Raw genomic sequence first — 26,376 nt, 5'->3', positions numbered from 1 at the left:
CGGCCCGCTCAGGTGCGGGCCGGGACGCTGGCTAATTACTGGTTAAATTTTTCCAGTAACACTTCTTCGAGCTGGGAGACGGCAAATTCCTGGCTTTCCGCATCGCCGCGCCCTTTATATTCCACCACACCTTTTTCCAGGCCGCGATCGCCGATCACAATGCGGTGGGGAATACCAATCAGTTCTACATCGGCGAGCATAGCGCCGAGTCGCGCTTTGGTTTCGTCCATCAACAGCACATCGATACCTTTGCTGCGCAGGGACTCATACAGGTGCTCGCACTTCTCTTTTACCGCATCGCTCTTGTGCATATTGATCGGCACAATGGCCAGCTGGAAGGGCGCAATCGCTGCGGGCCAGATAATGCCGGAGTCATCGTGGTTTTGTTCGATGGCCGCAGCGACAATACGGGAAACGCCGATGCCATAGCAGCCCATGGACATAACCTGCTCTTTACCGTTTTCATCCAGAACGGTGGCATTCATAGCGCGGCTGTATTTGTCGCCCAGCTGGAAAATGTGGCCGACTTCGATGCCGCGCTTGATTTCCAGGGTGCCCTGGCCATCGGGGCTGATGTCGCCCGCGACTACATTGCGCAGGTCCTCGACGCGACCCAATTCCACATCGCGGCCCCAGTTCGCACCGGTAAAGTGGTAGTCATCGCGGTTGGCACCACAAATAAAATCGGCCAGGTGCGCCGCAGAGCGATCCACAATGATTTCGATTTTCATGCCAACGGGGCCCAGGGAGCCAATATTGCAGCCGAGTTCTGCGGCGATGCGCTCTTCCGGGGCAAACTGGAGCGGGCTGGCGACTCCGGCCAGTTTTTCGGCTTTCAGCTCGTTCAGCTCGTGGTCGCCGCGCAGTACCAGGGCAATTAATGGGGCGGTTTCCCCCTCCTCGCACTCGCCCAAAACAATTAGGGTTTTCACTGAGTGAGCGGGGTCGCGGTTTAGGAATTCACTGACATCGGCGATGGTTTTTTGCTGCGGCGTATGAACTTCCTGCATTTCCTCGCTCGGGGCGGGGCGCTCGCCAGCGGGGGCGACGGCCTCTGCCAATTCGACGTTGGCGGCGTAGCGGGACCCTGTGGCGAAGGCGATATCGTCTTCACCGCTTTGCGCCAGCACGTGGAATTCGTGGGAGCTGGAGCCGCCGATTGAGCCGGTGTCTGCCAGTACCGGGCGGTAGTCCAGGCCGATGCGTTCAAAAATTCGGCAGTAGGCGCCGTGCATAATATCGTAGGTTTCCTGCAAGGAATCCCCGTTTACGTGGAAGGAATAGGCATCCTTCATGGTGAATTCGCGCGCGCGCATCACGCCGAAGCGCGGGCGGATCTCATCGCGGAATTTAGTCTGTACCTGGTAGAAGTTGGCCGGCAGTTGCTTGTAGCTATTGATCTCGTTGCGGATCAGGTCGGTGATAACTTCCTCGTGGGTCGGGCCCAGGCAGAAATCGTTGTTGTGGCGATCCTTGATGCGCAGGAGTTCGGGGCCGTACTGTTGCCAGCGGCCGGACTCTTCCCACAGCTCTGCCGGTTGCACGACTGGCATCAGTACTTCGAGGGAGCCCGCGCGGTCCATCTCTTCGCGCACAATGCGCTCGACCTTGCGCAGTACCCGCAGCCCGGTGGGCAGCCAGGTGTAGAGACCTGAAGACAGGCGGCGGATCATACCGGCGCGCAGCATCAGCTGGTGGCTGATTACCACTGCGTCGTTGGGAGTTTCTTTTTGGGTTGCGATGAGATAACGAGATGCGCGCATAGGAATTATATGGATTCTATTACGGGTAAGCTGGCTATTTTACGCTATTCGCCGGGCAATAAATATTGTCTGCGGACGCTATTGCCGCGAAGCGGATTGCCTTTTGCTCTACCGGGGTATCGGTTTAACAGGCGCCTGGGCACCGGCCTGGAATCTGTTCACCTGGGGTGAATAAAAAACCCCGCATAAGCGGGGTTTTTAAGCTGAGGCTTACAGAGTGTATTAGTTCTCTGCCATTTCCTTCAGCTTCTTCAGCGGGCGAACTTTAACCTGGATGCTGGCAGGTTTTGCCTTGAAGGTAGTCTCTTCACCGGTGAACGGGTTGATGCCTTTGCGAGCTTTCTTAGCTGGCTTTTTCACGGTGGTAATTTTCATCAGGCCCGGCAGGGTGAATTCACCCACGGCACGCTTCTTGATGTGGCCTTCGATGATATCGTTCAGCTCGTCCAGAACAGATTGAACCTGCTTGCGGGACAGTTCGGTGTTTTCAGCAATCTGATTCAGTACTTGGGTTTTAGTGTACTTTTCCTTGATTGCCTTTACTTTCTTGACCGGTGCAGCTTTGGCCGCAGCTTTCTTGGCCGGGGCTTTTTTGGTAGCAGCTTTCTTAGAGACAGCCATGGATTACTTCCTTCTTTGTTGTTCGGTATGTATCCGGTAAAAGTGTGTTTTTTCTCCCGCTGCGCTGCATCCGTTACGGGTGTCTCAGCGGGTGATGGGGGAAGTATATATAGTTTTTGTTCGGCCGCACGAAGAAATACTAGAAAAACAGTGCTTTTTTTACCTTTTTTAGCCTTACGTCGCCTTTATGGGACGTTTTACCCAGGGAAAAGACTCGTGCAGCTTCTTACCTCTGTAGGCCTCATGTATACTCTCTCCCCCTTTTTTTAAAGCACCAGGTACTGTGTAATGCCGATCTATGAATACCAGTGCAATGCCTGCGGCCACGAAATGGAAGCTTTGCAGCGTATGAGTGATGACCCGCTCAAAGACTGCCCAGCTTGCGAGCAGGCCGAGCTGCGCAAGAAAATCTCAGCGGCTGGGTTTCGCCTGAAGGGCGCCGGCTGGTATGAGACCGATTTTAAAACTGGTAGCAAGAAAAACCTCGCTGGCGGAGACTCTGCCAATAGTGGCAAGGCCAAAAGCGACAAGTCTGGCGCAGCGGCGGCAAAGACGGCCTAGGCGAGCTGTGCGGAGCGGTCCGCGCGGTGTACCCTCTAACTAATCTTTTCACCTATCGATAACGGGAATTTTCATCCATGCGCAGCGATTACTGTGGCGTCCTTCGTTCAGCGGACATTGACCGCGTAGTAACCCTCTGTGGCTGGGTCGATCGCCGCCGCGATCACGGCGGAGTGATTTTTATCGACCTGCGCGACCGCGAGGGAATTGTACAGGTGGTATTCGACCCCGATGCGGCCGAGCACTTCGAAATGGCCGATCGCGTGCGCAGCGAATATGTCCTCAAAGTGACCGGTCGTGTGCGCGCCCGCGCCCCTGAGGCCTTAAACCCCAATATGGTGACCGGTGAAGTTGAGGTTTACGGTACCGAGCTGGAAATCCTGAATACCGCCGAGACAGTGCCCTTCCAGCTGGATGAGCACACCGAGGTGGGTGAAGATATCCGCTTGAAATACCGCTACCTGGATCTGCGCCGCAACGAGATGCAGAACAACCTGTATTTCCGCTCCAAGCTGACGACGGCGATCCGCAATTACCTGGATGAGCACGGTTTCCTCGATATCGAGACTCCGATCCTGACCCGCGCTACGCCAGAGGGCGCGCGGGATTACCTGGTGCCGAGCCGCACCCACGAGGGCAAGTTCTTCGCCCTGCCGCAGTCCCCGCAGCTGTTTAAGCAGTTGCTGATGGTTTCCGGCTTCGACCGCTACTACCAAATCGCCAAGTGTTTCCGCGATGAGGATTTGCGCGCGGATCGTCAGCCTGAATTTACTCAGATCGATATTGAGACCTCGTTCCTCGATGAAGAGGAAATCATGTCGATTACTGAGAACATGGTGCGCAAGCTGTTTAAAGAGTTGAAGGGTGTTGATCTGGGTGAATTCCCGCGCATGACCCACTACCAGGCGATGCTGCGCTACGGTTCCGATAAGCCGGACCTGCGTATTCCACTGGAGATGGTGGAGATCAAGGATCTGATGACCGAGGTGGACTTCAAAGTGTTCTCCGGTCCCGCCAATGATCCGAAAGGGCGCGTTGCCGCAATCAAGGTGCCTGGCGGTTGTAAGAAACTGACCCGCAAGCAGCTGGACGATTACGGCAAGTTTGTCGGTATTTATGGCGCCAAGGGCCTGGCCTACATCAAGGTTAACGATCGTTCTGACCTGGAAAATGGTCTGCAGTCGCCAATCGTTAAATTCCTGCCGCTGGAAACTCGCGCAGCTATCCTCGATCGCCTGCAAGCAGAAGATGGCGATGTGATTTTCTTCGGCTCCGACAAGGCCAAGATTGTCTCCGAAGCCCTGGGCGCACTGCGCTGCAAGCTGGGTGAGGACCTGGATCTGTACACCAGCGAGTGGGCGCCCCTGTGGGTTGTTGCCTTCCCGATGTTCGAAGAGAATGACGACGGCAGCCTGACCGCATTGCACCACCCCTTTACCGCGCCTTCCTGCACCCCGGAAGAGCTGGAAAAGAACCCGCTCGAGGCCCTGTCCCGCGCCTACGATATGGTGCTCAACGGCACCGAGTTGGGCGGGGGCTCTGTGCGTATCCACGACCAGCTAATGCAGGAAGCGGTATTCCGCATCCTCGGAATCGATGCCGAAGAGCAGCGCGAGAAGTTCGGCTTCCTGCTGGACGCGCTCAAATACGGCGCGCCGCCCCACGGTGGTCTGGCCTTTGGCCTGGATCGCCTGGTGATGCTGATGACCGGTAGCGATTCTATTCGCGATGTCATCGCGTTCCCGAAAACCCAGAGCGCAGCCTGTGTGATGACAGATGCTCCGGGTGCCGTAGATGCAAAACAGCTGCGTGAGCTGAGCATCCGCCTGCGACAAAAAGAAGAGAAAATTAGCTGATTTTTCCCCGATGGGCCGAGCGAAGCGGGCCCATCCAATCGTAGTGGTGGGCGATCCGCTTCGCTCTTTGGCCCATCCTACGCACTGACTGAAGAGAGACGGAAGATGGCCGGACACAGTAAATGGGCCAATATTAAGCACCGCAAAGCAGCTCAGGATGCCAAGCGGGGCAAGGTCTTTACCAAGATCATTCGCGAACTGACGGTAGCCGCCAAATCGGGCCCCAACCCGGACGATAACCCGGCGCTGCGCGCCACTATCGATAAGGCGCTCGGTGCCAATATGAAGCGCGACACTATCGACAAGGCCATCGCCCGTGGCGCGGGCAATGCCGATGGTGAAAACTACGAAGCCGTGGTTTACGAGGGCTATGGCGTTGGCGGTGTGGCAGTTCTGGTCGAGTGTCTGACCGACAACCGCAACCGCACGGTGGCCGAAGTGCGCCACGCCTTCACCAAGCGCGGTGGCAACCTGGGTACCGACGGCTCTGTGAGCTACCTGTTTACCCGCAAAGGCCAGATGTATTACGAGGCCGGCGTGGATGAAGATGCACTGATGGACGCGGCTCTCGAAGCCGGTGCTGAGGATATCGAATCCAGCGATGACGGCAGCGTTGAAGTCACCACGGAATTCCAGGACTACCTGACGGTTAAAGACGCTCTGGTTGCGGCCGGCTTTACCCCCGACAGCGCCGAAGTTGCGATGATTCCCTCCACCACCATTCCGCTGGATAAAGACGGTGCAGAGAAGGTGCTCGCCCTGATCGAGATGCTCGAAGACCTGGACGATGTACAAAACGTTTACACCAATGCGGATATTTCCGCAGAGGTGATGGAGGCGCTGGGCTGAGGCCCACCCTCTAAGCGGGGCGGACTGTGTTCCGCCTCGGCTTTTTAGCTTTTCAAGTCCCGGTTACTCGCCCCCTCTCTTGACGCCTCCCGTCCACCTTGGGACACTCCCACTACTATATAAACATACAGATATTTGGGGAGCTGCCTTTTGACCCGAATCCTGGGTATTGACCCCGGCTCGCGAAAAACGGGCTATGGAATTATTGATGTGGAGCGGGGTAAGGCCCGCTATGTGGCCAGCGGAGTGATTCGCATTCCCGAGGGCCCGCTACCGGAGCGCCTTAAGCTGATTTTTGATGCCGTGAGCCAGATCGCCCAGCAGTATCGGCCCGCGCAGATGGCGATCGAGAATGTCTTTATGTCCAAGAGCGCCGGCTCTGCGCTGAAGCTGGGCCAGGCCCGTGGGGCGGCGATTGTGGCCGGGACCAATAGCGGCCTGGAAGTAGCCGAGTATGAGGCTCGCAAGGTCAAACAGGCGGTGGTGGGCAACGGCGGTGCGGATAAATTGCAGGTGCAGCATATGGTGAAAACCCTGTTGTCTCTGCCGGCGTCGCCCCAGGAGGATGCCGCCGATGCACTCGCCGTGGCCCTGTGCCATATGCATACCGAGCAGACCCTGGTATTTACCGCTGGCGGTGCGCGCAGTCGCTTTCGCCGCGGCCGTCTCAGTGTGAGCGGCTGATAGAATGGGCCCGGATAAAGGCCGCAGACAATATAAACCTGGAATAACACATGATTGGAAGATTGAGCGGCACCCTGGCCGCCGTGCAGCCTCCCCTGTTGTTGGTGGATGTGCAGGGGGTGGGCTATGAAGTACTCGCACCCATGACCACAATTTTCGAGCTGCCCGCCCTGGGACAGCCGGTACAGTTGCACACTCATCTGGCGGTCTCCGAAACCGCCCAGCAGCTGTATGGTTTTATTCGCGATGGGGATCGCAAATTGTTCCGCACCTTGATCAAGGTCAGCGGTGTGGGTCCCAAGATGGCCCTGGCAATTTTGTCCGGGCTGGACGGGGCGGCTCTGGCCCGCTGTGTCGCGGAGGACAATGTGGCGGCACTGGTCAAGGTCCCCGGCGTGGGCAAGAAGACCGCCGAGCGCCTGATCGTGGAGCTGCGGGATAAACTGACCCCCGACTTTGGCGACGCCAATGATCTCCCCCTGATGGCCGCCGCAGCCGAGCCCAAGGTGGATCACGCCGGCGAGGCGGAGAGCGCCCTGGCGGCTCTGGGCTACAAGCCTACCGAGGCCAGTAAAATGGTGGCCCGCGCCAGTAAGGCGCAGCCGGATGCGGATAGTGCGACCCTGATTCGCCTGGCCCTTAAGGGAATGGCCCCCGCTTAATCTGAGTGTCCTGGAGTTGTTGCAATGATCGAAGCCGACCGCCTGGTGGCACCGGAGCCCGTGGGGCCCTCGGGCCAGGAAGAGCAGTACGACCGCGCCGTGCGCCCGAAAAGTCTGGATGACTATGTGGGTCAGCCGGTGGTGCGCGAGCAGATGGAGATCTTTATCCAGGCCGCCAAGCTGCGCAAAGAGGCCCTGGATCACACCCTGGTATTCGGCCCGCCGGGGCTGGGCAAAACCACCCTGGCAAATATTATCGCCGCCGAGATGGGGGTGGCCATTAAGACCACCTCGGGCCCGGTACTGGAAAAGGCCGGCGACCTGGCGGCGCTGATGACCAATCTGGAGTCGGGGGATGTACTGTTTATCGATGAGATCCACCGTCTCAGCCCCCATGTGGAAGAGGTACTGTATCCGGCGATGGAAGACTATCAGCTGGATATTATGATTGGCGAGGGGCCAGCGGCGCGTTCGATCAAGCTGGACCTGCCGCCGTTCACCCTGGTGGGGGCCACCACCAGGGCGGGCCTGCTCACCTCGCCACTGCGGGATCGCTTCGGTATTGTGCAGCGGCTTGAATTTTATAGTGTCGAGGATCTCACCAGCATCGTGCGCCGCTCCGCCGGTCTGATGGGCGTGGAGATGGATGAGGGCGGTGCGCTCGAAGTCGCCCGCCGCGCTCGCGGCACCCCGCGTATTGCCAACCGCCTGCTGCGCCGCGTGCGCGACTACGCCGAAGTCAAAGGCGATGGATCTGTGGATTCCGGTATCGCCGACGCCGCTCTGAATATGCTCAATGTGGACTCCCATGGCTTCGACCAGCTGGATCGCCGTATGCTATTGGCGATGATCGAAAAATTCGATGGTGGACCGGTGGGCATAGATAGTCTCGCCGCAGCGGTCAGTGAAGAGCGGGATACCCTGGAAGATGTACTGGAACCCTATCTGATCCAGCAGGGTTATATCACCCGCACACCACGGGGGCGGGTGGTCACTGGCCTCGCCTATGAGCACTTCGGCCTGCCGAAACCCGATAACAAATTGTGAGAGAGGTTGGGATGAAGGACGCTTTCAGTATCCCACTGCGCGTTTATATTGAAGATACCGATGCGGGTGGCATCGTCTATTACGTCAATTATTTGAAGTATATGGAGCGCGCGCGCACAGAACTGCTGCGTTCTCTCGGGTATGATAAGCCGGCGATGCCGGAGCAGGGGCTGTTGCTGGTGGTGCACTCCGCCGAGATCCAGTACCGGCGCTCTGCACTTCTCGACGATGCATTGCGCGCTACCGCCTCGATTGGCAAACTGGGTCGCGCTGCGGTGACTTTTGAACAAAAAATCTGGCGCGGCGATGAGCTAATTTGCGAAGGTGTGGTCAAAGTTGCCTGTGTCGCTGACGACAGCCGCAGGCCCTGTGCCCTGCCGGAACCTATTTATTCAGCATTAAAGGCAGTTATTTAAGAAGATGAACGCCGGTGAACAACTTTCTCTTTGGGGGCTAATCCAGAACGCCAGCCTGTTGGTACAGCTAGTTATGTTGCTGTTGTTGCTGGCCTCTGTGGTGTCCTGGGTCATGATTATCCAGCGCGGACTCTACCTGTCCCAGGCCAAGCGCGCCCTGAAAAATTTCGAAACTCGCTTTTGGTCCGGTGCCGACCTGAACAAGCTGTTCCGCGAGGGCAATGAACAGGCGGAAAAGGGCAGGGCCGATGGCGTTGAGTCCCTGTTTCGCGCCGGCTTTGCCGAGTTTACCCGCCTGCGCCAGCAGGGCAGCAGCAGCCCCGAAGCGGTGATGGCGGGGACCGAGCGGGCCATGCGTGTGGCCATGTCGCGGGAACAGGAAAAGGTGGAGATGAACTTGCCATTTTTGGCATCGGTGGGTTCTGTCAGTCCCTATATCGGCCTGTTTGGCACCGTGTGGGGGATTATGAACTCCTTCCGTGGCCTCGCCACTATGCACCAGGCCACTATTGCCACGGTCGCGCCCGGTATCAGTGAGGCGCTGGTGGCTACGGCTATGGGCTTGTTTGCGGCAATTCCCGCAGTGATGGCTTTTAACCGCTATTCCGCCAAAGCGGAGTCGCTGTTGTCCAGCTACGAAACTTTCGCCGAGGAGTTTTCCTCTATCCTGCACCGCAAAGTGCATTCCGGCTGAGTAGTGAATAGGCGAACCCTATGAGTGTGTTTCGCAAGGGAACCAAGAAAAAGCTGGTCTCCGAGATCAATGTGGTGCCCTACATTGATGTGATGCTGGTACTGCTGATTGTCTTTATGGTCACGGCACCATTGTTGATGCAGGGCGTCAAAGTGGACCTCCCCAATGCGCCCTCGGCGCCGATGGAGGAAACCGATGAGGAACCGCTGATTATTTCTGTGCGCTCCGATGGCACCTATTATCTAAACTTGGGGGCTGACGAAAAGAGTGCCAAGCCACTCGAAGAGATTAAACAAACGGTCGCTAAGGTATTGCGCCAAAAGCCGGGCACGCCGGTTTTGGTATGGGGTGACACCGAGGCCCGCTACGGCCTGATCGTCAATGCCATGACCGAATTGCAGCAGGCGGGAGCGCCCAGCGTCGGTCTGGTGACAGAGCCACCTCAGGGGTAGGGTGCCGGTGAATAAAGGCTTTTATGCATTGGCGATTATCATCAGCCTCGCTCTGCACGGGGCGTTGATTATCGCCATGACCTACGGCTGGGAAGCCAGCAGCATGCCCGAGCGCAAACCGATGCCAAAGTTTGTGCAGGCCAAGCTGGTGACCATCGAAGCGGCAACGCCGCAGAAGAAACTGCCAAAAAAGGTCGATAAAATAAAACAGCGCGCTGAGCGCGAGGCGGAGCAAAAGCGCAAAGCCGAGGTCGAACGTAAACGCCGCGCGGCTTTGGAGCAGAAGAAAAAGCGCGAGGCGGAACAGAAACGCAAGGCGAAAGTCGAAGCTGATCGCAAGGCGCAGGCGGAAAAGGCCCGTCGCGAGAAAGAGCAGCAAGAGAAGGCGCGCAAAGAAAAAGAGCTAAAGGAGAAATTGGCACAAGAACGCCAGAGCTCCTTTGATGAGGCACTTCAGGATGAAGAGGACCTGCTGGATGCGAATGAGGCCGAGCAGGCGGTGATGTCTGTCGGCCAGGCGATCCAGCAGCAGATTGAAGCGGTATGGAGTCGCCCGCCCAGCGCCCGCAACGGTATGCTTACCAAGGTAAAGATAAACTTTGTCCCCACCGGCCGGGTGGTGGCAGCGAATATTGTCGAGGGCAGTGGCAACGCCGCCCTGGATCGCTCGGTACTGACCGCCATTAAAAAGGTGGAGGTCTTTCCCGAAGTGGCCGACCTGGCCCGGGAAGAACCGGTGGTATTCGAGCGGGAAGTCCGCACAACTATTTTGAACTTTAAAGTCGAAGATCTACGCCAATGATCAAGAGTTTACTCAAGACAGTCATTATTTTTGCAATCGCCTCGGTGAGTCTGGGGGCTCGGGCCCAGTTGGTGGTGGATATCACCAGCGGTATCGATGACCCCACACCGATCGCCGTATCCCCATTCAGTTGGTCTGGTGGCGGGGTACTTGCAGAGGATATCTCCGGGATTATTTCCTCGGACCTGCGCCGCAGCGGGCTCTTCTCCCCGGTGCCCAAGGAGGACATGCTGTCCTTCCCCAAGGCCCCGGAAGATGTAGTTTTTCGCGATTGGCGTATTCTCGGCACCGAATACATAGTGACCGGCCGTATTGAGCCACAGGCCGGCGGCTACCTGCTTACCTTTGACCTGGTCAATGTATTTGGCCAGCACAAAATGTTCACCAAGCAGGTGCGCGGCGGCCAGAGCCAACTGCGGGATATCGCTCACCGCGCCGCCGATGAAATCTTTGAAGCCATTACCGGTATTCGCGGCGCCTTCTCTACCGAGATGGTCTATGTGCGGGAAGAGACTCGCGGTGGCAAACCCAGCTACCTGCTGATGCGCGCGGATATCGATGGCGCCCGTGCCAAGCCGGTTCGCCGCTTCAGCGCGCCGGTGATGTCCCCCATGTGGTCGCCCAATGGCCAGGAACTCGCCTATGTCTCCTTTGAGACCGGGCGCCCGGCTATTTTCCGCGAGAACCTGCGCACCGGTGAGCGCAAGCAGCTGACTAACTTCAAGGGCATCAACAGCTCGCCGACCTGGTCCCCAGATGGAACCAAACTGGCGATGGTGCTCTCCAAGGACGGCAACCCGGAGATCTACGTGCTGGATCTTGTTAGTAATAAGTTGACAAGAATGACAAGGCACTTCTCTATCGATACCGAGCCGAACTGGATGCCAGATGGTAAATCGCTGATTTTCACCTCCGATAGAGGAGGAAAACCACAAATTTACCAATTGACTCTTGCCACTGGTCAAGTCGACCGCTTAACCTTCGATGGCGATTACAATGCGCGGCCCCGTGTTTCTCCTGATGGAAAAACATTGGTTATGGTGCATCGCAGTAGGGGTGTATTTACCATCGCTACGATGGATATCAACTCGGGCAGAATGCGTGTCCTTACGGAGACCACTCTGGACGAGTCCCCCAGTATTGCACCGAACGGGGCCATGTTGATGTACGCTACCAAACGCGGGGATAAAGGTATTCTGGCAGCGGTGTCGCTGGATGCTGGGGTGAAGTACAGCCTTCCCTCTCAAAGAGGGCATGTCCGTGAACCGGCCTGGTCGCCATACTTTGAATAAGGTGGGGCGCCCGACGCATTTATGCGAAGGGTGTAAATAAGAGTAACTAAAACTCTTTTAGAATTTTCGATAACACTATATATAAAGCGGAGTAGCTTATGTTGAAATCAGTAAAAACAGGCCTTGGGTTAGCCTGTGTACTAGCAGTAATGGCTGGTTGTAGTAACACTAACACCAGCGAAGGCAGTCAGGAGACTGTAGATCAGACGGATCAAACAGCGGTTGAAACCACCAATGTTGATACCACTCCTGAGCCTCAAGCACCTCTGGAAAACGTAGTTTACTTCGATTTCGACCAGTCTCTGCTGAAGCCCGCAACCCGTGAGCTGCTGATCCGTCACGCCGACCGCATGCGCGACAGCGCCGGCGCCGTTCGCCTGGAAGGCCACGCTGACGAACTGGGTACTCGCGAGTACAACCTGGCTCTGGGTGAGCGTCGTGCCAATGCCGTTCGCGATTTCCTGGTACTGCAAGGTGTAGACGCAGCCAACCTGGAAGTTATCAGCTACGGTGAAGAGCGTCCGGCTCAAATGGGTTCTAACGAATCTGCCCGTGCGATGAACCGTCGTGTTGTTATTAACTAATCGTCAAAACGGATGCCAATGGCTTTAACGATTAGAAAACTCGCGATCGCTGCAGCCCTTACGGCTGCGGCATCGCCTGTTTTTTCCCAGGCCCCGATTGTTGACCTGTCTTCCAGTAGCCAGGACCAGTCGGCCACCCCCTATACCGATGAAGCGGAAAGCAGTGCCTCGACACAGCTCGCCCGCGCCGGTATGTCACCCCCCCGGGCCCAGGGCAATCCCCAGGCCGAAGCCTACTACCAAATGCAGGTTTTACAGCAGGAAGTGCGGGAGTTGCGTGGCACAGTTGAAGAGTTGCGCCATGAGATCAAGCGTCTCAAACAGCAGCGCACCGAAGATTATATGGATCTGGACCGGCGCATTGCGCGTCTGAGTGGCACAGAGCCTGCGGCTCAGCCGCCGTCTGCCGCCGAGAGTGCGGTCCCGTCCACAGATACCTCGCCCGCACCGGCGATGGGTGGGGCTGCGATGCCGCCCAAGCCCCAGGGGCCGAAGGACGGTAAGAGCGAGCGCGACCGCTACCAGGCCAGCTTTGGACTGGCGCGCAATGGTGATTACAGTGGTGCCAGTGCCGAGTTCAAGAGCCTGTTGCAGGACTTCCCCAATGGCCAGTACGCCCCGAATGCGAACTACTGGTTGGGTGAGATAGCACTGGTTCAAGGCAATCTGGAGGAGGCCCGCGAGTGGTTCGTAGCGCTCCTCGACGGCTACCCCAATTCCGGCAAAGTCTGGGATGGCCGCTATAAACTGGGCACTGTTTACCACCAGCTGGGCGACCAGCAGAAAGCCCGCAACCTGTTGGAGCAGGTGGCGGCCAGTGATGCCAGGGCCTCCAATCTGGCGAAGAAGTATCTCCAGGAGAACTTCTAACCGGCCTTAACTACCGAGTGCCATCGCTGGTTTTTTGAGCAGAAAAAGCCTATGATCCCGCGCCCGGGTGGCATGTGCCACTCGGGCGTTTTTGTGTCGGATGTGTATGACCAGTCTTTCCAAAGAATCACTCAGAATTAGTGAAATTTTCTACTCCCTTCAGGGGGAGGCGCGAGAAAGTGGCCTTCCCACGGTGTTTGTACGCCTGACGGGCTGCCCGTTGCGCTGTACCTACTGTGACTCCGAGTATGCCTTTTACGGCGGTGAGCGCATGACCCTGGAGCAGATTTTGCAGCAGGTGCAGAGCCACCCCGCCCGCCATGTGTGCGTTACCGGCGGTGAGCCCCTGGCCCAACCCAATTGTTTTCCCCTGATGAAGGCGCTGTGCGATGCGGGCTATGCCGTATCCCTTGAGACCAGTGGCGCCATGCCGGTGGAGAAGGTGGATGAGCGGGTCTCGAGAGTCGTCGATTTGAAGACGCCGGCCTCCGGGGAGCAGCACCGCAACCGTATGGAGAATATGCAAGTACTCACTCGCCAGGATCAGGTTAAGTTTGTGATCTGCGATCGCGGGGACTACGACTGGGCTCGATTCACCCTGGATCAGTACCGCCTCCCCGAGCGCGTTGGCGAGGTGCTTTTCTCTCCCAGCTACGAGCAGTTACAGCCGCGCCAATTGGCGGAGTGGATACTGGAGGACGGGCTGCAAGTGCGCATGCAGATGCAAATGCACAAGCTGTTGTGGGGCGATATCCCGGGCGTGTAAAGCGCCGCTGGGCCACATCAAAAAAAGAGGAAAAAATGACAGCAAAGAAAGCGGTAATCCTGCTATCCGGCGGCCTGGACTCGGCCACCGTACTGGCCATGGCTCGCGCCGAGGGCTACGAGTGTTACGCCCTGGGCTTCGATTACGGCCAGCGCCACGAGGCAGAGCTATTGGCGGCGCAAAAGGTAGCGCAGAACCTGGGTGCGGTTGAGCACAAGGTGGTCAAGCTCGATCTGCGCTCGATCGGCGGATCGGCCCTGACCGATGACTCTATCGAGGTGCCGGAGGAGGAAACCACCGGTATTCCGGTGACTTATGTGCCGGCGCGCAACACGGTATTTCTGTCTATTGCCCTGGGCTGGGCAGAGGTGCTGGGCGCTCAGGATATTTTCGTGGGTGTGAACGCTGTGGATTATTCCGGCTACCCGGATTGCCGCCCTGAATATATCGAGGCCTACGAGAAGATGGCCAACCTGGCGACCAGGGCCGGTGTCGAGGGCAGTAAGCTGTCTATCCGTGCGCCGCTGATGGATATGAGCAAGGCGGATATCGTCACCGAAGGGTCCCGTCTCGGGGTGGACTACAGTTTAACGGTATCCTGTTATCAGGCCCTGCCGGATGGTGCTGCCTGTCGTCGCTGCGATAGTTGCCGCCTGCGAGCCGCCGGCTTTGCCGAGGCCGGCCTACAGGACCCGACGGTCTACGTGCCGTAATTGGCCGTTGACGTCAAATTTTGGGGTAAATACCTAACTCCTTAAATTTGTTAGATTTTTTTTCGAGTTAGGTATTGTGTTTTCGAAATAGATCCGTAAGATACGCAGCTCCTCACAACGAGGCATCGAAAGAAAGGGTCGTTAGCTCAGTCGGTAGAGCAGTTGGCTTTTAACCAATTGGTCGCTGGTTCGAATCCAGCACGACCCACCATTTTTTCGATAGGGATGCCCAAGGCAGACCGCAGCGCTTTTACACTTCTGCGCGAAGGTAAAGGCAACCCGAGTTGGACCATTACCAAGTCAGTCCAACCATCCTGGGGGTCGTTAGCTCAGTTGGTAGAGCAGTTGGCTTTTAACCAATTGGTCGCTGGTTCGAATCCAGCACGACCCACCATCTCACAAGTGTTTCAGAGTTGGTCATCACCAACAAACCTCTCAATATGTTACCAGTGTGTGAGCTTTCATATCACACGTCTTAGAACCGCTTTCAGTCGCAGTTTACAGGCTTTGTTAGCCGCCTCAATCAGGTTCAGTTTTTCCGGCCCACTGTTATTGAGGTTAAACCTCTGCTTGCCGGTTTTTGGTGACGGAAACACCCAATCACGGCCGTTACCGCAGCGCTGATCCACAATGCTATTGTTCACCGGTTCAGGGTAACGGGCTGATCTTCGGCATTCTTGGCCATCCCTCCCGGGATGATCAAGATGGACACTCCATATCCGACTACCTCATGCTCCCACTCCCGTTTGAGCTGACAGGCCTTCTCATCCCCGAGATCGGTGTTGACTTTGAATTCGCAGGTTTCAGCCGGGTCCTTGCTCGGTAAACTGAATAACTTTGCCTGTTCATCCCAACTGGGCGAGTAGGGCTTTGCCGACGTATCCCCGATCTCTTCCATGGTGATCTTAGGCACTTGAAGGTCCGTAGCTCTTTGACCTTCGGTTAGGTGGTACTTGCTTTTATGGTGCTCTATATAGAAGGCGGTAATACCCATTTGCGCAAGGAATGTGAATAAATGTGAATAGTTGCCCCCCCCGTCTTGGCAGACCGAACTGCCCCGGGTCTATAGGCGCTCAATCATCAGGGCCGTACCGGCCCCGGCGGCACCGCTGGCTGCAACGATACCGCGGGTAAATTGCCTTCTTTCCAGTTCATCGAGCAGGGTACCCGTCATGATGGCGCCGGTTGCCCCGAGGGGATGGCCCAGTGCGATACAGCCGCCGTTGACGTTCAGTTTGCTGTCGTCGATGTCCAAGTCGCGCTGGCACTTTATCATGGTGGCGGCAAAGGCTTCGTGAATCTCGAACAGGTCGATGTCCCGAGCGTTGAGGCCTTCCCGTTTCATTAGCTGCTCTGCGGCTTTGACACAGCCGGAGATAACCGTGCGGTTATCATCATTGACGTTTACCATGGCGCATATTCTGGCTCGCGGCTTAATGGCCAATTTCTCGCCTGCCTGATCCGAGCCGATTAACAGAACCGAGGCGGCATCGGCCATGGCCGGTGAGTTTCCGGCGGTATGCACGTGAACAATCTCCTGAAGCTGGGGAAATCCCGCCCGTAGCGCCTCGTCGACGCCCTTGGCTCCCAGCTCGGCAAAGGCCGGTTCCATGTTCGCCAGGGAGTCCATGGTGGTTTGTGGGCGGATGACTTCGTCTGAGCTGACAGTGATACCCTTAATCGGATTGGTCAAGGGAATGATCGATTTGAAATAACCTTGCTCCCTGGCGTTTGCCGCTTTTTTCTGGCTGGCAAGTGCGATGGCGTCCGCCTGTTGCCGGGTGACTTCATACAGTGAGGCGATAAGGTCTGCACCGCAGCCCATCATAAACATACCCAACTGGGTGGCCAGTTTGGCATCCATAAAGGGGGCGGCTTTATCGGAGAGCATGGGTACGCGGGACATCATCTCGACACCCCCGGCCACAACCAGGTCGTCCAGTCCCGACATCACCTTCATGGCGGCCGTATTGATGGCATCGATTCCCGATGAACAGTAGCGATTAACAGTCATGCCCGGGATGTGAACAGGCCAGCCGGCATAGAGGGTGGAGGTTTTGGCAATATTGGCCGCCTGTTCTCCCGCTTGCGTCACACAGCCCAGGATGACATCACCTATATCAGAGGGATTCAGCCGGGTCCGCTCTTCCAGTGCCCGATAAAGCGTTGCCAGAAGGTCGTATGGCGTGAGTTCGTGAAGGCTGCCGTCGGGGCGCGCTTTTGTGCGCGGAGTGCGAATCGCATCGTATATATAGGCCGATCTCATACTGGCTCCGGTGGTATTGAGAGTGTCAGTTGATTTAAAGACCGAAATAATTTTTCAGGGCACTGAATTTACAATTTGCCGACCACAAAGGTGGCGCAGGTGGTGGCACTGCCGCCCAGGTTGAAGATGCCGACGTTTTCAGCGGCCTCCACTTGGTAGTCGCCGGCCTTAGCGTTGACCTGCTTGTAGGCGTCCAACATCATGCGTACTCCGGTGGCGCCCACCGGGTGCCCGAGGCCAATCAGGCCGCCACTGGGATTGATGGGCAACTTGCCGCCCATTTCAATTGCGCCACTCTCAATCGCTCTCCATGAATCGCCCGGTGGCGTCAGACCGGAGTGATCGATGATCATGTACTCCGTCATGGAAAAACAGTCATGCACCTCCATTGCATCCAGGCTGTGGATATCCGGTAAACGGGCTCTTTTCAGGGCATCGTCGAAAGTACCCTTCACATGAGGGAAAACCAGTGGTTGATCGCGGCCGATTTCCAGTTTTCGGGCCATCAACATGGGCGCGCTGCGGTGTCCCCAACCCTTGATGGCGGGGATGTCGGCCAGGGCAAGGCTGCGGGACTTGGCGTACTGGCGGGCATACTTTTCATTGGCGAGAAAAACCACTGCTGCTCCGTCGGTAATTTGCCCGCAATCATGTTTACGCAGGCTGCCTTCGATCAGTGGATTATCCTTGTCGTCATCACTGAAGCTCTCGGGCGTAAATTTCCAATGCCGCGTTTGCGCATTGGGGTTATTGCGGGCGTTGTCAAAATTGATTTCTGCTATGCGCCTGAGATGGTTGATATCAGTACCGTAACGCCGCTCATATTCTTCGAATAGCTGACTGAACAAGTGCGGCCAGGGGTAGGTGCAATCCTGATCTTCTCTCCCGCGCCAAGCGGCCGCCCCCAGATGATCGGCGCCTGTCTTTCCGTCGACATTTCGCATCAGCTCGATACCCAGAACACAGGCCAGATTGTAGTGCCCCGCCTCCAGGTCTCGCATCGCCGCCAGCAGAGCCATTGAACCCGAAGCACAGGCAGCTTCGTGCCGCGATGTGGCTATGTTGTGCAGAGCGGGGTGAACGTGACCAAAGTAACCACCGAGCAGAGCCTGACCGGTGAAGAGATCGGATACAAAGTTCCCGACATGGGCGACATCGATATCATCGGGATCGATCCGTGTCTCCTGCAGGGCGTTGTTCAGGCAGGTTTCGAACAGGTCGTAGAGGCCTTTGCCCTGGCGTGCCCAGTTGACTGCAAAATCAGTTTGGCTACCGCCGAGAATGTAAACGGGGGCGTGGTTCATAGTGTGTTTCCTGGGCTGGATTCTAAGTGGTTGTGGGCTGATATCTGGCAGGACAGCTGGCTGTTAAATGTTTCCTGGCCTTCTGTATCCAGAGTGACCGGATTAACGCGGCCTGGCAGAAGGTGGTGATCAGGGCGCTGTGCAGGTAAGGATTCACGTTGTGGCAGTGGTTTTCCTTGATCGTCCACGCCGATGTGTTGTGGCCCTCGAACTCCTTGGTCTGTGACGTCGATGTCATAGTGTTGCCTTTCAGCGATTGTTATAACATGTGACTTGCATTGTAAGACTGTAGAGGTGGGTTTAATACCGAAACGGTGTTTTTTGGCTGTCGTGTTTGACTTGTTTCAAGTTGATTTATACGGGCGAGAAAGCGTTCGTTTGAAACAGAACCCCCCGTCTGTAACGAGGATTTTCTCAGCTGCCGGAAACCGCTTTTTGTTTTCAAAAACTTTTTGTGACAGTGACACCATAAGTTTTCGGCGGCATATATTTCTCAGAAGTAATACCGGTCGGGTCCACAATGCGATGGGCAATCTGATCCTTGTCCCCGAGGTTTTTCCCCCAGGCGCCAACACTCAGCAATTCATCGGCACTGTGCCAGGTAACAGTGGCACCAAGTCTGCCGATGGCATCCTGTTTAACCTTGTTGTCGTTGGATGAGGAGGTGTAATACTCGCTTTTCCAGCTGTAATTAACGTTGAAGTCCAGCGTGCTTCCCCCTGACAGGGGCAGGGAATAGTCAGTGTCCAGGGTGGTAGATTCGTCAGAGGCGTTTGGCAGCGTATTGCCCGTAAGATCTGCGCCGGAGGCGGTAATAAACTCTTCGTAGCGGGCTTCTCCGCTGTTAAAGCTGGCATTGATTAGCAGGTTTTCCGTTGGGGCAACGGTAATACTGGCTTCAAAGCCCTTTGACTTTGCTTGAGCATTATTCAACACCAGGAGCAGGGTCGGCGTAAGTTCAAATACCTGCAGGTTGTTGTAATCCATATGGTAGAAGGACAGGTTAAACTGCAGGCGGTTGTCATACCAACTGGATTTCAGGCCCAGTTCAATGTTTTCCACAATTTCCGGGTCCACGGTCTGGGTCGCATTGCTCGCAAGGTTGGTCTGCGAGGGAAAGGCACCGCTTTTAAAACCCTCGGCGTAGGTGAGATAAACCATTGTATTTATGCTGAAATGATAGTTGATTGAGGCCTTGTGCGTCACTTCCGACCAGTCTTCCTCGCCTTTGACCGGCGCGGTAAATTCCGGAAGAATCAGCGGTACGCCAGTCGGGAAGCCGGTGCCCAGCAAGTCCTGCGCATCCTGGGTAATCTCTTTTTCATCCCGGCTCCAGCGAATGCCGTAGGTCAGCGTCCATTGATCGCTCAGTCGCCAGTCCAGCTGGCCATAGGTGGCCAAGCTGGTGGTGGTGTTGTCCTGCACAAAGAGCACGTTGCCTATGGGGGCCAGTCCCAACTCCTGCAGGGGCACACTGAATTGGGTGTAGAATTGCTCGTCGCGCTCCACCTGTTCCTCCATATAGAACACGCCGGCGATCCAGTCGATATTTTCATGGGTGCCGGAAAGACGGAATTCCTGGGAAAACTGTGAGGCTTCTTCATCCACGCCGTCAATGACGTTTTCCGGAACCGTGAGAACGGCGGTCGGTTCGTTCAGTGGGAGGCCGGTCAGATCATCCACCGTGGTGTAATCGCTGGCGCGCCAGGCGCTGATAGAAAGCAGGCTGGCCCACTTGAGGTCGTGCTCAATGCGGGCCATTACCCCCTGGATTTTTCTCTCCTGGCCCGTGTCGAACTGTGATGCGCATTGCCGTTTGTCCGCGTTGTAGGCTTCGGACATGCCCAATGCCCACAGGGCGCCGGTACCCAAGATACCCTGGTCCAGGTTTTCAAGGTGGCGACAGCTGCCGTTACTCTCATCTTGCGAGTAGTCCGCGCTTAACAGCAGGGTGGTATCACTGCTTACATCGAACAATAGCTGGGCGCGTAGACTCTGGTTGTCGATATCGCCCAGCTCATCGCCACTGCCGGCAGCGCCGGCGGAATTACCGATAATAGGACTGTTGGTGAGGCTGGTTTCGTTAATGATTTCGGCGTCGGTGATGACATTCTTGTAAAAGCCGTCGCGCTGTTTGGTGGCAATACTGATTTTGCCGGATACCGAGTCGGTCAGGCCGCCGTTCAGTAACGCCTGGGCGTGAATCAGCCCCTGGTTACCCGCAGTCAGACTGAGCTTTGTGGAAGGCTCCTGGGTGGGACGGCTGGTAATAAAATTGATGGCACCACCGTTGGTGTTTTTGCCGTAAAGGGTGCCCTGGGGACCGCGCAGGATTTCTATACGTTCCAGATCGAACAGATCAAAGCCGCTGCCACCGGTTCGACCGATATAAACCTCATCGATAAAGATGCCTACGGCGGAATCGCTGGCTGCCGAGTCCGAGGTGTTGCCAATGCCGCGAATAAAGATCCGGGGCTCTCCCAAATTGAATTGGTTAAATGAAATACCGGGTGTTGTCATGGCGACATCGTCCATGCCTGTGATCTTACCGATACCCACATCGTCACCACCGATGGCGGCGACGGACATGGGAACATCCTGAATACTTTTGGTGCGTTTTTCCGCTGTGACCACTACTTCCTCGATCTCGTAGGTGGCCGCAGGTGTTGCTGTTATGGCGCAGGCTAAGAGTATTACTGGAACAGTTATAATTGTTTTAGTAGCCATTTTTACTCTCTGTGACTGTTGTACAGTTCTTCAAGTTGATTGGGTACTGTTTGTTATCCCCTGGCGCTGTCAGGGCTCGGTGCACTGATAGCTTCCAGGTTTATCGACATCCTTGCCGGCGATTAAGCTGGCGGTTTTGGGGTGGGCGCAAATAGGGCGCGCTCTAATCAAACGCTTGCTGGCACAGCGTTGCTCTGCCATAAAACTGTCGGGAATTTCACCGGTTTCCACCCGGTTGGCGACGATTTCCGGGGGATCGAATTCCGCCGGTGCATTAATCTTCCCGGCCGTAGAGATCATTGGACAGCAGGTAGCGGTAGCCGGACGAGGCAGCTACGCCTGGGCCGGTTTCCCTTTGCTGCCAAACAGCCAGATGTCGGTGTAGTGCTCGGAACCCGGTGTTAACGTTGGACTGATGACGTTGTCTTTGCCATCTTTGACGCCACCTTAGAGACGGTTGAGCATGGCCGATTCCTTTTCTGTAAAGCTGCCTGTGGTGTTCTGGGAGGCCGTATCCCGAGTTATGCTGTCACACTGCAGTTGCGCGAAGTCGAATTGGCACTGTCGCGGATCATTGATAACGCCGTCTTCAGATCAATTTTTCCAGTTGATGACGTAAAACCTTGCCCAGCGGATTGCGGGGAATGGCTTCGACCATCACCAGCTTCTCCGGCAGTTTGAATGGGGCCAACTTCTGATCTCTCAAATAGCTGACAATGTCTTCAAGTTGCAGTGCCCGGCCGGATCTGCTTACCACGAATGCCGCTACGCGTTCTCCCATCACTTCACAGGGATAGCCGGCGACAGCGGCTTGGGCAACGTCTTGATGGGCGCATATAAGATTGTCCAGCTCTGCCGGGGCGATGTTCATGCCGCCGCGAATAATCACGTCTTTGCAGCGTCCGATAAAGCGGTAGAAGTCAGGTGTGTCTGAATCGATTTCAAACAGGTCACCGGTGCGGAAGTAGCCGTCTATGGTAAAGGATCGGGCGGTTTTCTCCGGGTCTTTGTAGTAGCCATCGAATACGCCGGGGCCCTGGATCTGGAGTTCTCCCTGGTGCCCGGGCTCCTCGATAAGCTCACCATTTTCGGGATTGACCAGTCGGGCCTGCATGATAGTACTATGGCGGGGAAAGAGTCTGGCGCGCTTGGCGGGACTGTCGGTTTCATTGGGTCCACAGAGCAGGCTGACACCTTCATTGGAACCAAAGTGGTTAACCACCTCAATATCGAATCGCTCTTTAAATCCCGCCACCATCCATTCGTCCAACGGTGCAGAACCGGAGCCAATAGCGCGAATACCGCTGAAATTGCAGCTGGCTAGCAATTGATCATTTTTGAGCAGGTTGTTGAGCAGTGCCGGTGGTGCGAGGGTGTAACTGATCTGCTCTTCGACGATCTGTAGTAAAAACACTGGCAGATCCAGTGGATGGTGCAGCACCAGTTTGCCACCGCTGTAGAGCCAGCTGAGGAACAGGCCACCGATGGAGGCCATATTGATAAACGGGAATGGGTTGAGTAGGGCTTCACCATCCTCGATGCGATTGCCTTCGTAGGTGGCCCGCCCTACGGCGAGCCATTGATTGTGGGAGCGGGGAATCCCCTTGGGTGATCCCTCAGTCCCTGATGTCCAGCAGATGGTCAGTATATCGTTGGCGGAAATGTGGGTATTTTCGCAGTAGTGTTTGAGTGTCGATTGATCGACATCTTTTCGCAGGGCGTTGCTCAGATTGACACAGCCCTCGGCCTCTCCCCACAGCAGCAGTTGCGGTGCCTTCGGGAGTGTGGTGACCCGATCTATGGCGGCTTGCAGGTGATCGAGAAACGCGGCGCCTTTGAGTTCGGCAACACCGATCACCGCGCTGGGTTCGAGAATGCGAATAATGTCCGACAGTTCGTGTTCCTGATACTGAACGGCCACCGGGCTGACGATGACTCCCAGGCGCGAAGCCGCCATATACACCAATACCAGCTCGACGATGTTTGGCATCTGCACCAGCAGGATATCGTCTTTGCCAATGCCCTGTTGCAGCAGTACTGTCGCCAGGCGATCGATCTGCCGGGTGAGTTGACGATAAGTGAGATGTTGTGGCTCGCCACCGGTCAGATGCACTTTGTCGGCCGGGTCAACCAGCGCTATTTCCTCGGGTTTTTTCGCCGCAGTTTTGTACAGTAGGTCGTGTAGTCGGCGGCCGTCCCAGCGGCCCTGCTGCTGGTAGAGATCGAGCTTTTCTTGCGGGGTAATAATCATAGCTCCCCCGCCTACTTGTAGATATCTTCTCCGCGAACCCAGTTGGCGTGAAAACCATAGGGCATGCGGTGGGGCATCTTGATTTTGCAAACAGGTCCGGGGGTAATGTCGCGGGCATCGAAAATCAAACAATAGGACGACCAATCATTGGTGTCGGTTACAAAGGTCGTGAGGTAGCCGTCGTCTTCCGGATCGTTGCGGGTGGCACCGCGTTTGGGGCAGTAAGGTGTTTCACTGCCGAACACCCCTCGACCGTAATCGTAACGCTGGATATGACCGCTTTCGAGGTCGTATTTCAGCAGCGCACCGAAGGCCAGGGTGCCGACAGCGTCGTTCTTTCTGGTCATAATGTACTGGTTAAAACTGAAGCGGCTTTTATAACCCATGTAGAGTGGGTTGGCGCGACAAAATTCGGAATTAGTAGTATCGATATCGCCTTCGATCACTTCCCCAGTTTTCATATTGAACTTCCACACATACATGTTGGCTTCCAGGCGCATGTAGGCCAGCATATGGGACAGGTCACCGTCGCCAGGGTCGGCCTTGGGCATGGGATTGGTGGACCGGCAACCCACCTGCACCACCCAGTCGCCTTCCTCCCAGCAATTGACCACATGCAGGATGTAGCAGGGTTCGCATTCAAACCATTTGACTTCGCTGCCTTTGCCGTAGCGAGGTTGCACACCAAAGCGAGTGGGAATATCGCGATGAAACGCCACAACGCGCTTGCGGTTTTGTTTCAGGAGTTCTACATCGTGGAAAAAGGGGCAGTCATGGAGGATGACAAAATTGGGGGTGACTCCGATATCGTGTGGCAGCCGCGGCCCCGGCAATTCGATATTTTCCTGGTGGATGATATTGCCCTTTCTGTCGGCAATGCCGTAGCTCATGTGCGGAAAGTCATCGAAGTAATCAAAGAAAATTAATTCCTCCTTTTCCCAGTCCAGCTTTGAATGGGCAGACAGGGCGCGCTTGAGCTGACCGTTGAGCGTCTCCCGCCCTCTGGTTTCGAGGGTGGTGGGATCGAGCTTGTAGGGAATACCGGCGTTGTACCACAGCGATATAATGTGATCGTTAAAGTACATCACATCGGTGTTGGAGGTGTCTTTGATGGGAAAACCCGGCAGTGTGAAATCGAAAGGCCCCATCACGCCCGGCCAGATACTTTTACTTTCCTCTAATTCCAGTTTGAGTGATTCGGTCTGAATCCATCGATTGCGATAGCTGGCTTCGCCGTCTTTAAAAAAGATGCCGTACAGCATGCCGTCGCCATCGAATGGATGATAATTATGCTTGGGCTTGAACACTGGATTGGGGCCGTTGCGAAGATAGGCGCCGTAGAGGTCTGCGGGAATCTCGCCGCTGACAATCTCAAGCTCGGCACTTTCGGTTTCCACCGTGGTAGGGGCGTAGACACCGTGTAAATAGGGATTGTCTATCTCTGCCGTCCAGCCCGGCGCATCGGGAGGCAGGGAGCCGTCCCGGGCGCGGGTTATAATATTTTTTTCGGTCACTTCCAGGCTTGTCATGAACGCGGCTCCTCAATCCTAATCTGTATTGGCTGTAGCGGTTTTACATTGCCGTGGTGAGGCCGTTCAGAGGCAGGCCATACGGGCTTTGGAGGTTCGGTATTCGTTATCCAGTTCTTCCACAATAGCGGCGATCCGAGCTACGCCGGTGGAAGCGCCCACCCCCTGGCCGGCGGTCCAGATATCCCTCCAGCGCTTGTTGTCGGCGCCGTTGCTGGCAAAGTCGATACTTCCCTGTGCGGGCATATTAGCGGGATCGTAGCCGCCGTTGATCAGTGACTGCCGCATCCAATTGGCTTTGACGCCGGTAATGGCGTCGGAGGTGACGATGTCGTCGGCATTGGAGTCGACCACCATCTCCTTGTAAGCCTGTTGGCACATGCTCTCAGTGGTGGGGATAAAGCGAGTGCCGAGATAGGCGATATCTGCCCCCATGGTCTGTGCAGCGTGAATGGCGCGGCCGGTGCTGATACCTCCGCCGAGCACCAGTAAGCCATCCCACCATTGGCGGATTTCATTGACAAAGACAAACGGCGATAGGTGGCCGGTGTGACCGCCGGCACCGGCACTGACCAGTACCAGGCCATCTACGCCTGCGGCTGCGGCTTTTTTGGCAAAGCGAGGGCTGATCACATCGGCCAATACAATACCGCCATAGCTGTGGATTTGATCCACTACATACTGCGGGCTACCCAGCGCGGTAACGACGATGGGCGGCTTGTGCTTGAGGATTAGGTCCAGATCGGCATCGCGGCGCGGATAGGAGGGGTGCACGATGATATTGACGGCCCAGGGCACTGCAGGGGTCGCCCCGTCATCGGTGCTTACCACCGCGTTGATTTGCGTCATCCACTCGTCGAGGATCTCAAGAGTGCGGGCGTTGGGTGTGGGGAAGCAGCCGATAATGCCGGCCCGGCAGGCATTGATCACCATCTCCGGTCCGGAAATCAAAAACATGGGGGCCTGCATGGCGGGGATGCGCAGCTGGCTGAAGAAGTCGGCGGCCTGTGTCATACGGGTAACTCCTGGCTTCGCGGGTGCTGATAGCTGTGAGTTCTATATTGCAAGCCTCTCGAGCTTACCCTGTAGGTCTAACAATGCAAGTAAAAAATGAAATTAAGTGGTTGAGAGAGATGAGATATTGGAGGAGGCATGGATCGGGGCGAGCAGCGCCCGGAATTCTGGTGGTTTGAGCATGAGAGTGGGCCGGATGCTTCAGGTGAATATAGAGCGAGGCGCTACAGGGAATCATTCAAGGGGAGGGGTGCCAGGGCGGGCGGCAACAGGGGCGTCGTGGTGAGCCGCGATCAACTCAGCGGCGGTGGGACGATTATTGCCGTTCAGAAACAGCATCCGCTTGTAGGTGGGAGTAATTGAGTGGTCCACGAGAATAGCGAGAAAGGCACTTGGGAGGCCAATGTGGTTCTGGGCACAAAGGGCCACGCGACCGCCGATTGGTAACTGTTGGCCAAGCCTGCGGCAAGTGCTTCGCTGCGGCGCACCAGTTCTCGATAGCTGATACGCTCGCCGTCGTCCTCTGCGTACCTGCTGGGCGCCGGCATTCAGTGCCTTGTTCAGGGTTGAGCGGTGTTTGTCGAACCAGGCGTCCATAGAATTTTCCATATTTTATCTTTTACAAAAAAACATAAGTCTTCCAGTAAAAGTAA

The 26,376-nt window shown here is 56.1% G+C and carries 26 protein-coding genes and 2 tRNA genes; 17 read left to right on the top strand and 11 right to left on the bottom strand.

The window, feature by feature from the left end:
- Positions 1-35 precede the first annotated feature (35 nt).
- Complete coding sequence (locus ACJJIF_RS11340) at positions 36-1,763, bottom strand: proline--tRNA ligase (protein WP_444928457.1); 1,728 nt, start codon at positions 1,761-1,763, stop codon at positions 36-38.
- 222 nt (positions 1,764-1,985) lie between these two features.
- The gene (locus tag ACJJIF_RS11335; protein WP_444928456.1) at positions 1,986-2,384 is read right to left on the bottom strand and encodes an HU family DNA-binding protein; all 399 of its coding nucleotides are present in this window, start codon (positions 2,382-2,384) and stop codon (positions 1,986-1,988) included.
- 288 nt (positions 2,385-2,672) lie between these two features.
- Here ACJJIF_RS11335 and ACJJIF_RS11330 point away from each other — a divergent pair, with 288 nt between their 5' ends.
- The 17 genes from ACJJIF_RS11330 (at position 2,673) to ACJJIF_RS11250 (ending at position 15,026) form a co-directional block, all read left to right on the top strand.
- Entirely contained in the window at positions 2,673-2,945 is a 273-nt protein-coding gene (locus tag ACJJIF_RS11330) for an FmdB family zinc ribbon protein (protein ID WP_444928455.1), read from the top strand.
- A gap of 77 nt (positions 2,946-3,022) precedes the next feature.
- Positions 3,023-4,801 carry an aspartate--tRNA ligase gene (gene aspS / locus ACJJIF_RS11325; protein ID WP_444928454.1) on the top strand — a complete coding sequence of 593 codons (1,779 nt, stop codon included), beginning with the start codon at positions 3,023-3,025 and terminating at the stop codon, positions 4,799-4,801.
- Positions 4,802-4,906: 105 nt separating this feature from the next.
- Positions 4,907-5,650 (top strand): YebC/PmpR family DNA-binding transcriptional regulator, encoded by a 744-nt coding sequence (locus tag ACJJIF_RS11320; RefSeq protein WP_444928453.1) that lies wholly within the window; start codon positions 4,907-4,909, stop codon positions 5,648-5,650.
- Between the two features lie 150 nt (positions 5,651-5,800).
- Positions 5,801-6,334 carry a crossover junction endodeoxyribonuclease RuvC gene (gene ruvC / locus ACJJIF_RS11315; protein ID WP_444928452.1) on the top strand — a complete coding sequence of 178 codons (534 nt, stop codon included), beginning with the start codon at positions 5,801-5,803 and terminating at the stop codon, positions 6,332-6,334.
- A gap of 50 nt (positions 6,335-6,384) precedes the next feature.
- Positions 6,385-6,996 (top strand): Holliday junction branch migration protein RuvA, encoded by a 612-nt coding sequence (gene ruvA, locus ACJJIF_RS11310; RefSeq protein WP_444928451.1) that lies wholly within the window; start codon positions 6,385-6,387, stop codon positions 6,994-6,996.
- Between the two features lie 24 nt (positions 6,997-7,020).
- A complete protein-coding gene (gene ruvB / locus ACJJIF_RS11305; RefSeq protein ID WP_444928450.1) occupies positions 7,021-8,043 on the top strand; it encodes a Holliday junction branch migration DNA helicase RuvB in 1,023 nt (340 codons plus the stop codon).
- A gap of 11 nt (positions 8,044-8,054) precedes the next feature.
- Positions 8,055-8,459 (top strand): tol-pal system-associated acyl-CoA thioesterase, encoded by a 405-nt coding sequence (gene ybgC, locus ACJJIF_RS11300; protein WP_444928449.1) that lies wholly within the window; start codon positions 8,055-8,057, stop codon positions 8,457-8,459.
- A gap of 4 nt (positions 8,460-8,463) precedes the next feature.
- Positions 8,464-9,153, top strand: a complete 690-nt coding sequence (gene tolQ, locus ACJJIF_RS11295; protein WP_444928448.1) for a protein TolQ — start codon at positions 8,464-8,466, stop codon at positions 9,151-9,153.
- 20 nt (positions 9,154-9,173) lie between these two features.
- Positions 9,174-9,605, top strand: a complete 432-nt coding sequence (gene tolR, locus ACJJIF_RS11290; RefSeq protein WP_444928447.1) for a protein TolR — start codon at positions 9,174-9,176, stop codon at positions 9,603-9,605.
- Between the two features lie 7 nt (positions 9,606-9,612).
- Positions 9,613-10,407 carry a cell envelope integrity protein TolA gene (tolA, locus tag ACJJIF_RS11285; RefSeq protein ID WP_444928446.1) on the top strand — a complete coding sequence of 265 codons (795 nt, stop codon included), beginning with the start codon at positions 9,613-9,615 and terminating at the stop codon, positions 10,405-10,407.
- Positions 10,404-11,699 carry a Tol-Pal system beta propeller repeat protein TolB gene (gene tolB, locus ACJJIF_RS11280; protein ID WP_444928445.1) on the top strand — a complete coding sequence of 432 codons (1,296 nt, stop codon included), beginning with the start codon at positions 10,404-10,406 and terminating at the stop codon, positions 11,697-11,699. Before tolA ends, tolB begins: the two co-directional genes overlap by 4 nt.
- A gap of 98 nt (positions 11,700-11,797) precedes the next feature.
- Positions 11,798-12,283: an OmpA family protein gene (locus tag ACJJIF_RS11275; protein ID WP_444928444.1), complete on the top strand. Its 486-nt coding sequence runs from the start codon at positions 11,798-11,800 to the stop codon at positions 12,281-12,283.
- Between the two features lie 18 nt (positions 12,284-12,301).
- Positions 12,302-13,153, top strand: coding sequence for a YbgF trimerization domain-containing protein (locus tag ACJJIF_RS11270; protein WP_444928443.1), 852 nt, complete (start codon positions 12,302-12,304; stop codon positions 13,151-13,153).
- A gap of 106 nt (positions 13,154-13,259) precedes the next feature.
- Positions 13,260-13,919: a 7-carboxy-7-deazaguanine synthase QueE gene (gene queE / locus ACJJIF_RS11265; RefSeq protein ID WP_444928442.1), complete on the top strand. Its 660-nt coding sequence runs from the start codon at positions 13,260-13,262 to the stop codon at positions 13,917-13,919.
- 35 nt (positions 13,920-13,954) lie between these two features.
- Positions 13,955-14,632, top strand: coding sequence for a 7-cyano-7-deazaguanine synthase QueC (gene queC / locus ACJJIF_RS11260; protein ID WP_444928441.1), 678 nt, complete (start codon positions 13,955-13,957; stop codon positions 14,630-14,632).
- Between the two features lie 135 nt (positions 14,633-14,767).
- Positions 14,768-14,843 (top strand) — tRNA-Lys (locus ACJJIF_RS11255).
- A gap of 107 nt (positions 14,844-14,950) precedes the next feature.
- Positions 14,951-15,026 (top strand) — tRNA-Lys (locus ACJJIF_RS11250).
- 246 nt (positions 15,027-15,272) lie between these two features.
- On the opposite strand, the gene ACJJIF_RS11245 is transcribed toward ACJJIF_RS11250, so the two are convergent.
- The 9 genes from ACJJIF_RS11245 to ACJJIF_RS11205 form a co-directional block, all read right to left on the bottom strand.
- The gene (locus ACJJIF_RS11245) at positions 15,273-15,545 is read right to left on the bottom strand and encodes a hypothetical protein (RefSeq protein ID WP_444928440.1); all 273 of its coding nucleotides are present in this window, start codon (positions 15,543-15,545) and stop codon (positions 15,273-15,275) included.
- Between the two features lie 150 nt (positions 15,546-15,695).
- On the bottom strand, positions 15,696-16,898 hold the full coding sequence (locus ACJJIF_RS11240; protein ID WP_444928439.1) for an acetyl-CoA C-acyltransferase: 1,203 nt from the start codon (positions 16,896-16,898) through the stop codon (positions 15,696-15,698).
- 68 nt (positions 16,899-16,966) lie between these two features.
- Entirely contained in the window at positions 16,967-18,202 is a 1,236-nt protein-coding gene (locus ACJJIF_RS11235) for an acetyl-CoA acetyltransferase (protein ID WP_444928438.1), read from the bottom strand.
- A gap of 441 nt (positions 18,203-18,643) precedes the next feature.
- Positions 18,644-20,929 (bottom strand): TonB-dependent receptor, encoded by a 2,286-nt coding sequence (locus tag ACJJIF_RS11230; protein ID WP_444928437.1) that lies wholly within the window; start codon positions 20,927-20,929, stop codon positions 18,644-18,646.
- A gap of 69 nt (positions 20,930-20,998) precedes the next feature.
- The gene (locus ACJJIF_RS11225; RefSeq protein ID WP_444928436.1) at positions 20,999-21,229 is read right to left on the bottom strand and encodes a hypothetical protein; all 231 of its coding nucleotides are present in this window, start codon (positions 21,227-21,229) and stop codon (positions 20,999-21,001) included.
- 289 nt (positions 21,230-21,518) lie between these two features.
- Positions 21,519-23,180: a class I adenylate-forming enzyme family protein gene (locus ACJJIF_RS11220; protein ID WP_444928435.1), complete on the bottom strand. Its 1,662-nt coding sequence runs from the start codon at positions 23,178-23,180 to the stop codon at positions 21,519-21,521.
- A gap of 11 nt (positions 23,181-23,191) precedes the next feature.
- Positions 23,192-24,709 (bottom strand): carotenoid oxygenase family protein, encoded by a 1,518-nt coding sequence (locus tag ACJJIF_RS11215; RefSeq protein WP_444928434.1) that lies wholly within the window; start codon positions 24,707-24,709, stop codon positions 23,192-23,194.
- A gap of 66 nt (positions 24,710-24,775) precedes the next feature.
- Positions 24,776-25,723, bottom strand: a complete 948-nt coding sequence (locus ACJJIF_RS11210; protein WP_444932298.1) for an NAD(P)H-dependent flavin oxidoreductase — start codon at positions 25,721-25,723, stop codon at positions 24,776-24,778.
- Positions 25,724-25,957: 234 nt separating this feature from the next.
- Positions 25,958-26,332 carry a hypothetical protein gene (locus ACJJIF_RS11205; RefSeq protein WP_444932297.1) on the bottom strand — a complete coding sequence of 125 codons (375 nt, stop codon included), beginning with the start codon at positions 26,330-26,332 and terminating at the stop codon, positions 25,958-25,960.
- Positions 26,333-26,376: the final 44 nt, after the last annotated feature.

The organism is Microbulbifer regidiadema (SeqCode) (genome assembly GCF_052467605.1).
Note: the sequence above shows the minus strand (reverse complement) of the source record. Positions and strands in the feature narration are given on the sequence as shown.

Bases quoted from the DNA above. Each gene is read 5' to 3' on its own strand.
- ACJJIF_RS11340 (WP_444928457.1), bottom strand. From the start codon at position 1,763: ATGCGCGCATCTCGTTATCTCATCGCAACCCAAAAAGAAACTCCCAAC.
- ACJJIF_RS11335 (WP_444928456.1), bottom strand. From the start codon at position 2,384: ATGGCTGTCTCTAAGAAAGCTGCTACCAAAAAAGCCCCGGCCAAGAAA.
- ACJJIF_RS11330 (WP_444928455.1), top strand. From the start codon at position 2,673: ATGCCGATCTATGAATACCAGTGCAATGCCTGCGGCCACGAAATGGAA.
- aspS (WP_444928454.1), top strand. From the start codon at position 3,023: ATGCGCAGCGATTACTGTGGCGTCCTTCGTTCAGCGGACATTGACCGC.
- ACJJIF_RS11320 (WP_444928453.1), top strand. From the start codon at position 4,907: ATGGCCGGACACAGTAAATGGGCCAATATTAAGCACCGCAAAGCAGCT.
- ruvA (WP_444928451.1), top strand. From the start codon at position 6,385: ATGATTGGAAGATTGAGCGGCACCCTGGCCGCCGTGCAGCCTCCCCTG.
- ruvB (WP_444928450.1), top strand. From the start codon at position 7,021: ATGATCGAAGCCGACCGCCTGGTGGCACCGGAGCCCGTGGGGCCCTCG.
- ybgC (WP_444928449.1), top strand. From the start codon at position 8,055: ATGAAGGACGCTTTCAGTATCCCACTGCGCGTTTATATTGAAGATACC.
- tolQ (WP_444928448.1), top strand. From the start codon at position 8,464: ATGAACGCCGGTGAACAACTTTCTCTTTGGGGGCTAATCCAGAACGCC.
- tolR (WP_444928447.1), top strand. From the start codon at position 9,174: ATGAGTGTGTTTCGCAAGGGAACCAAGAAAAAGCTGGTCTCCGAGATC.
- tolB (WP_444928445.1), top strand. From the start codon at position 10,404: ATGATCAAGAGTTTACTCAAGACAGTCATTATTTTTGCAATCGCCTCG.
- ACJJIF_RS11275 (WP_444928444.1), top strand. From the start codon at position 11,798: ATGTTGAAATCAGTAAAAACAGGCCTTGGGTTAGCCTGTGTACTAGCA.
- ACJJIF_RS11270 (WP_444928443.1), top strand. From the start codon at position 12,302: ATGGCTTTAACGATTAGAAAACTCGCGATCGCTGCAGCCCTTACGGCT.
- queE (WP_444928442.1), top strand. From the start codon at position 13,260: ATGACCAGTCTTTCCAAAGAATCACTCAGAATTAGTGAAATTTTCTAC.
- queC (WP_444928441.1), top strand. From the start codon at position 13,955: ATGACAGCAAAGAAAGCGGTAATCCTGCTATCCGGCGGCCTGGACTCG.
- ACJJIF_RS11240 (WP_444928439.1), bottom strand. From the start codon at position 16,898: ATGAGATCGGCCTATATATACGATGCGATTCGCACTCCGCGCACAAAA.
- ACJJIF_RS11235 (WP_444928438.1), bottom strand. From the start codon at position 18,202: ATGAACCACGCCCCCGTTTACATTCTCGGCGGTAGCCAAACTGATTTT.
- ACJJIF_RS11230 (WP_444928437.1), bottom strand. From the start codon at position 20,929: ATGGCTACTAAAACAATTATAACTGTTCCAGTAATACTCTTAGCCTGC.
- ACJJIF_RS11225 (WP_444928436.1), bottom strand. From the start codon at position 21,229: ATGATCTCTACGGCCGGGAAGATTAATGCACCGGCGGAATTCGATCCC.
- ACJJIF_RS11220 (WP_444928435.1), bottom strand. From the start codon at position 23,180: ATGATTATTACCCCGCAAGAAAAGCTCGATCTCTACCAGCAGCAGGGC.
- ACJJIF_RS11215 (WP_444928434.1), bottom strand. From the start codon at position 24,709: ATGACAAGCCTGGAAGTGACCGAAAAAAATATTATAACCCGCGCCCGG.
- ACJJIF_RS11210 (WP_444932298.1), bottom strand. From the start codon at position 25,723: ATGACACAGGCCGCCGACTTCTTCAGCCAGCTGCGCATCCCCGCCATG.
- ACJJIF_RS11205 (WP_444932297.1), bottom strand. From the start codon at position 26,332: ATGGAAAATTCTATGGACGCCTGGTTCGACAAACACCGCTCAACCCTG.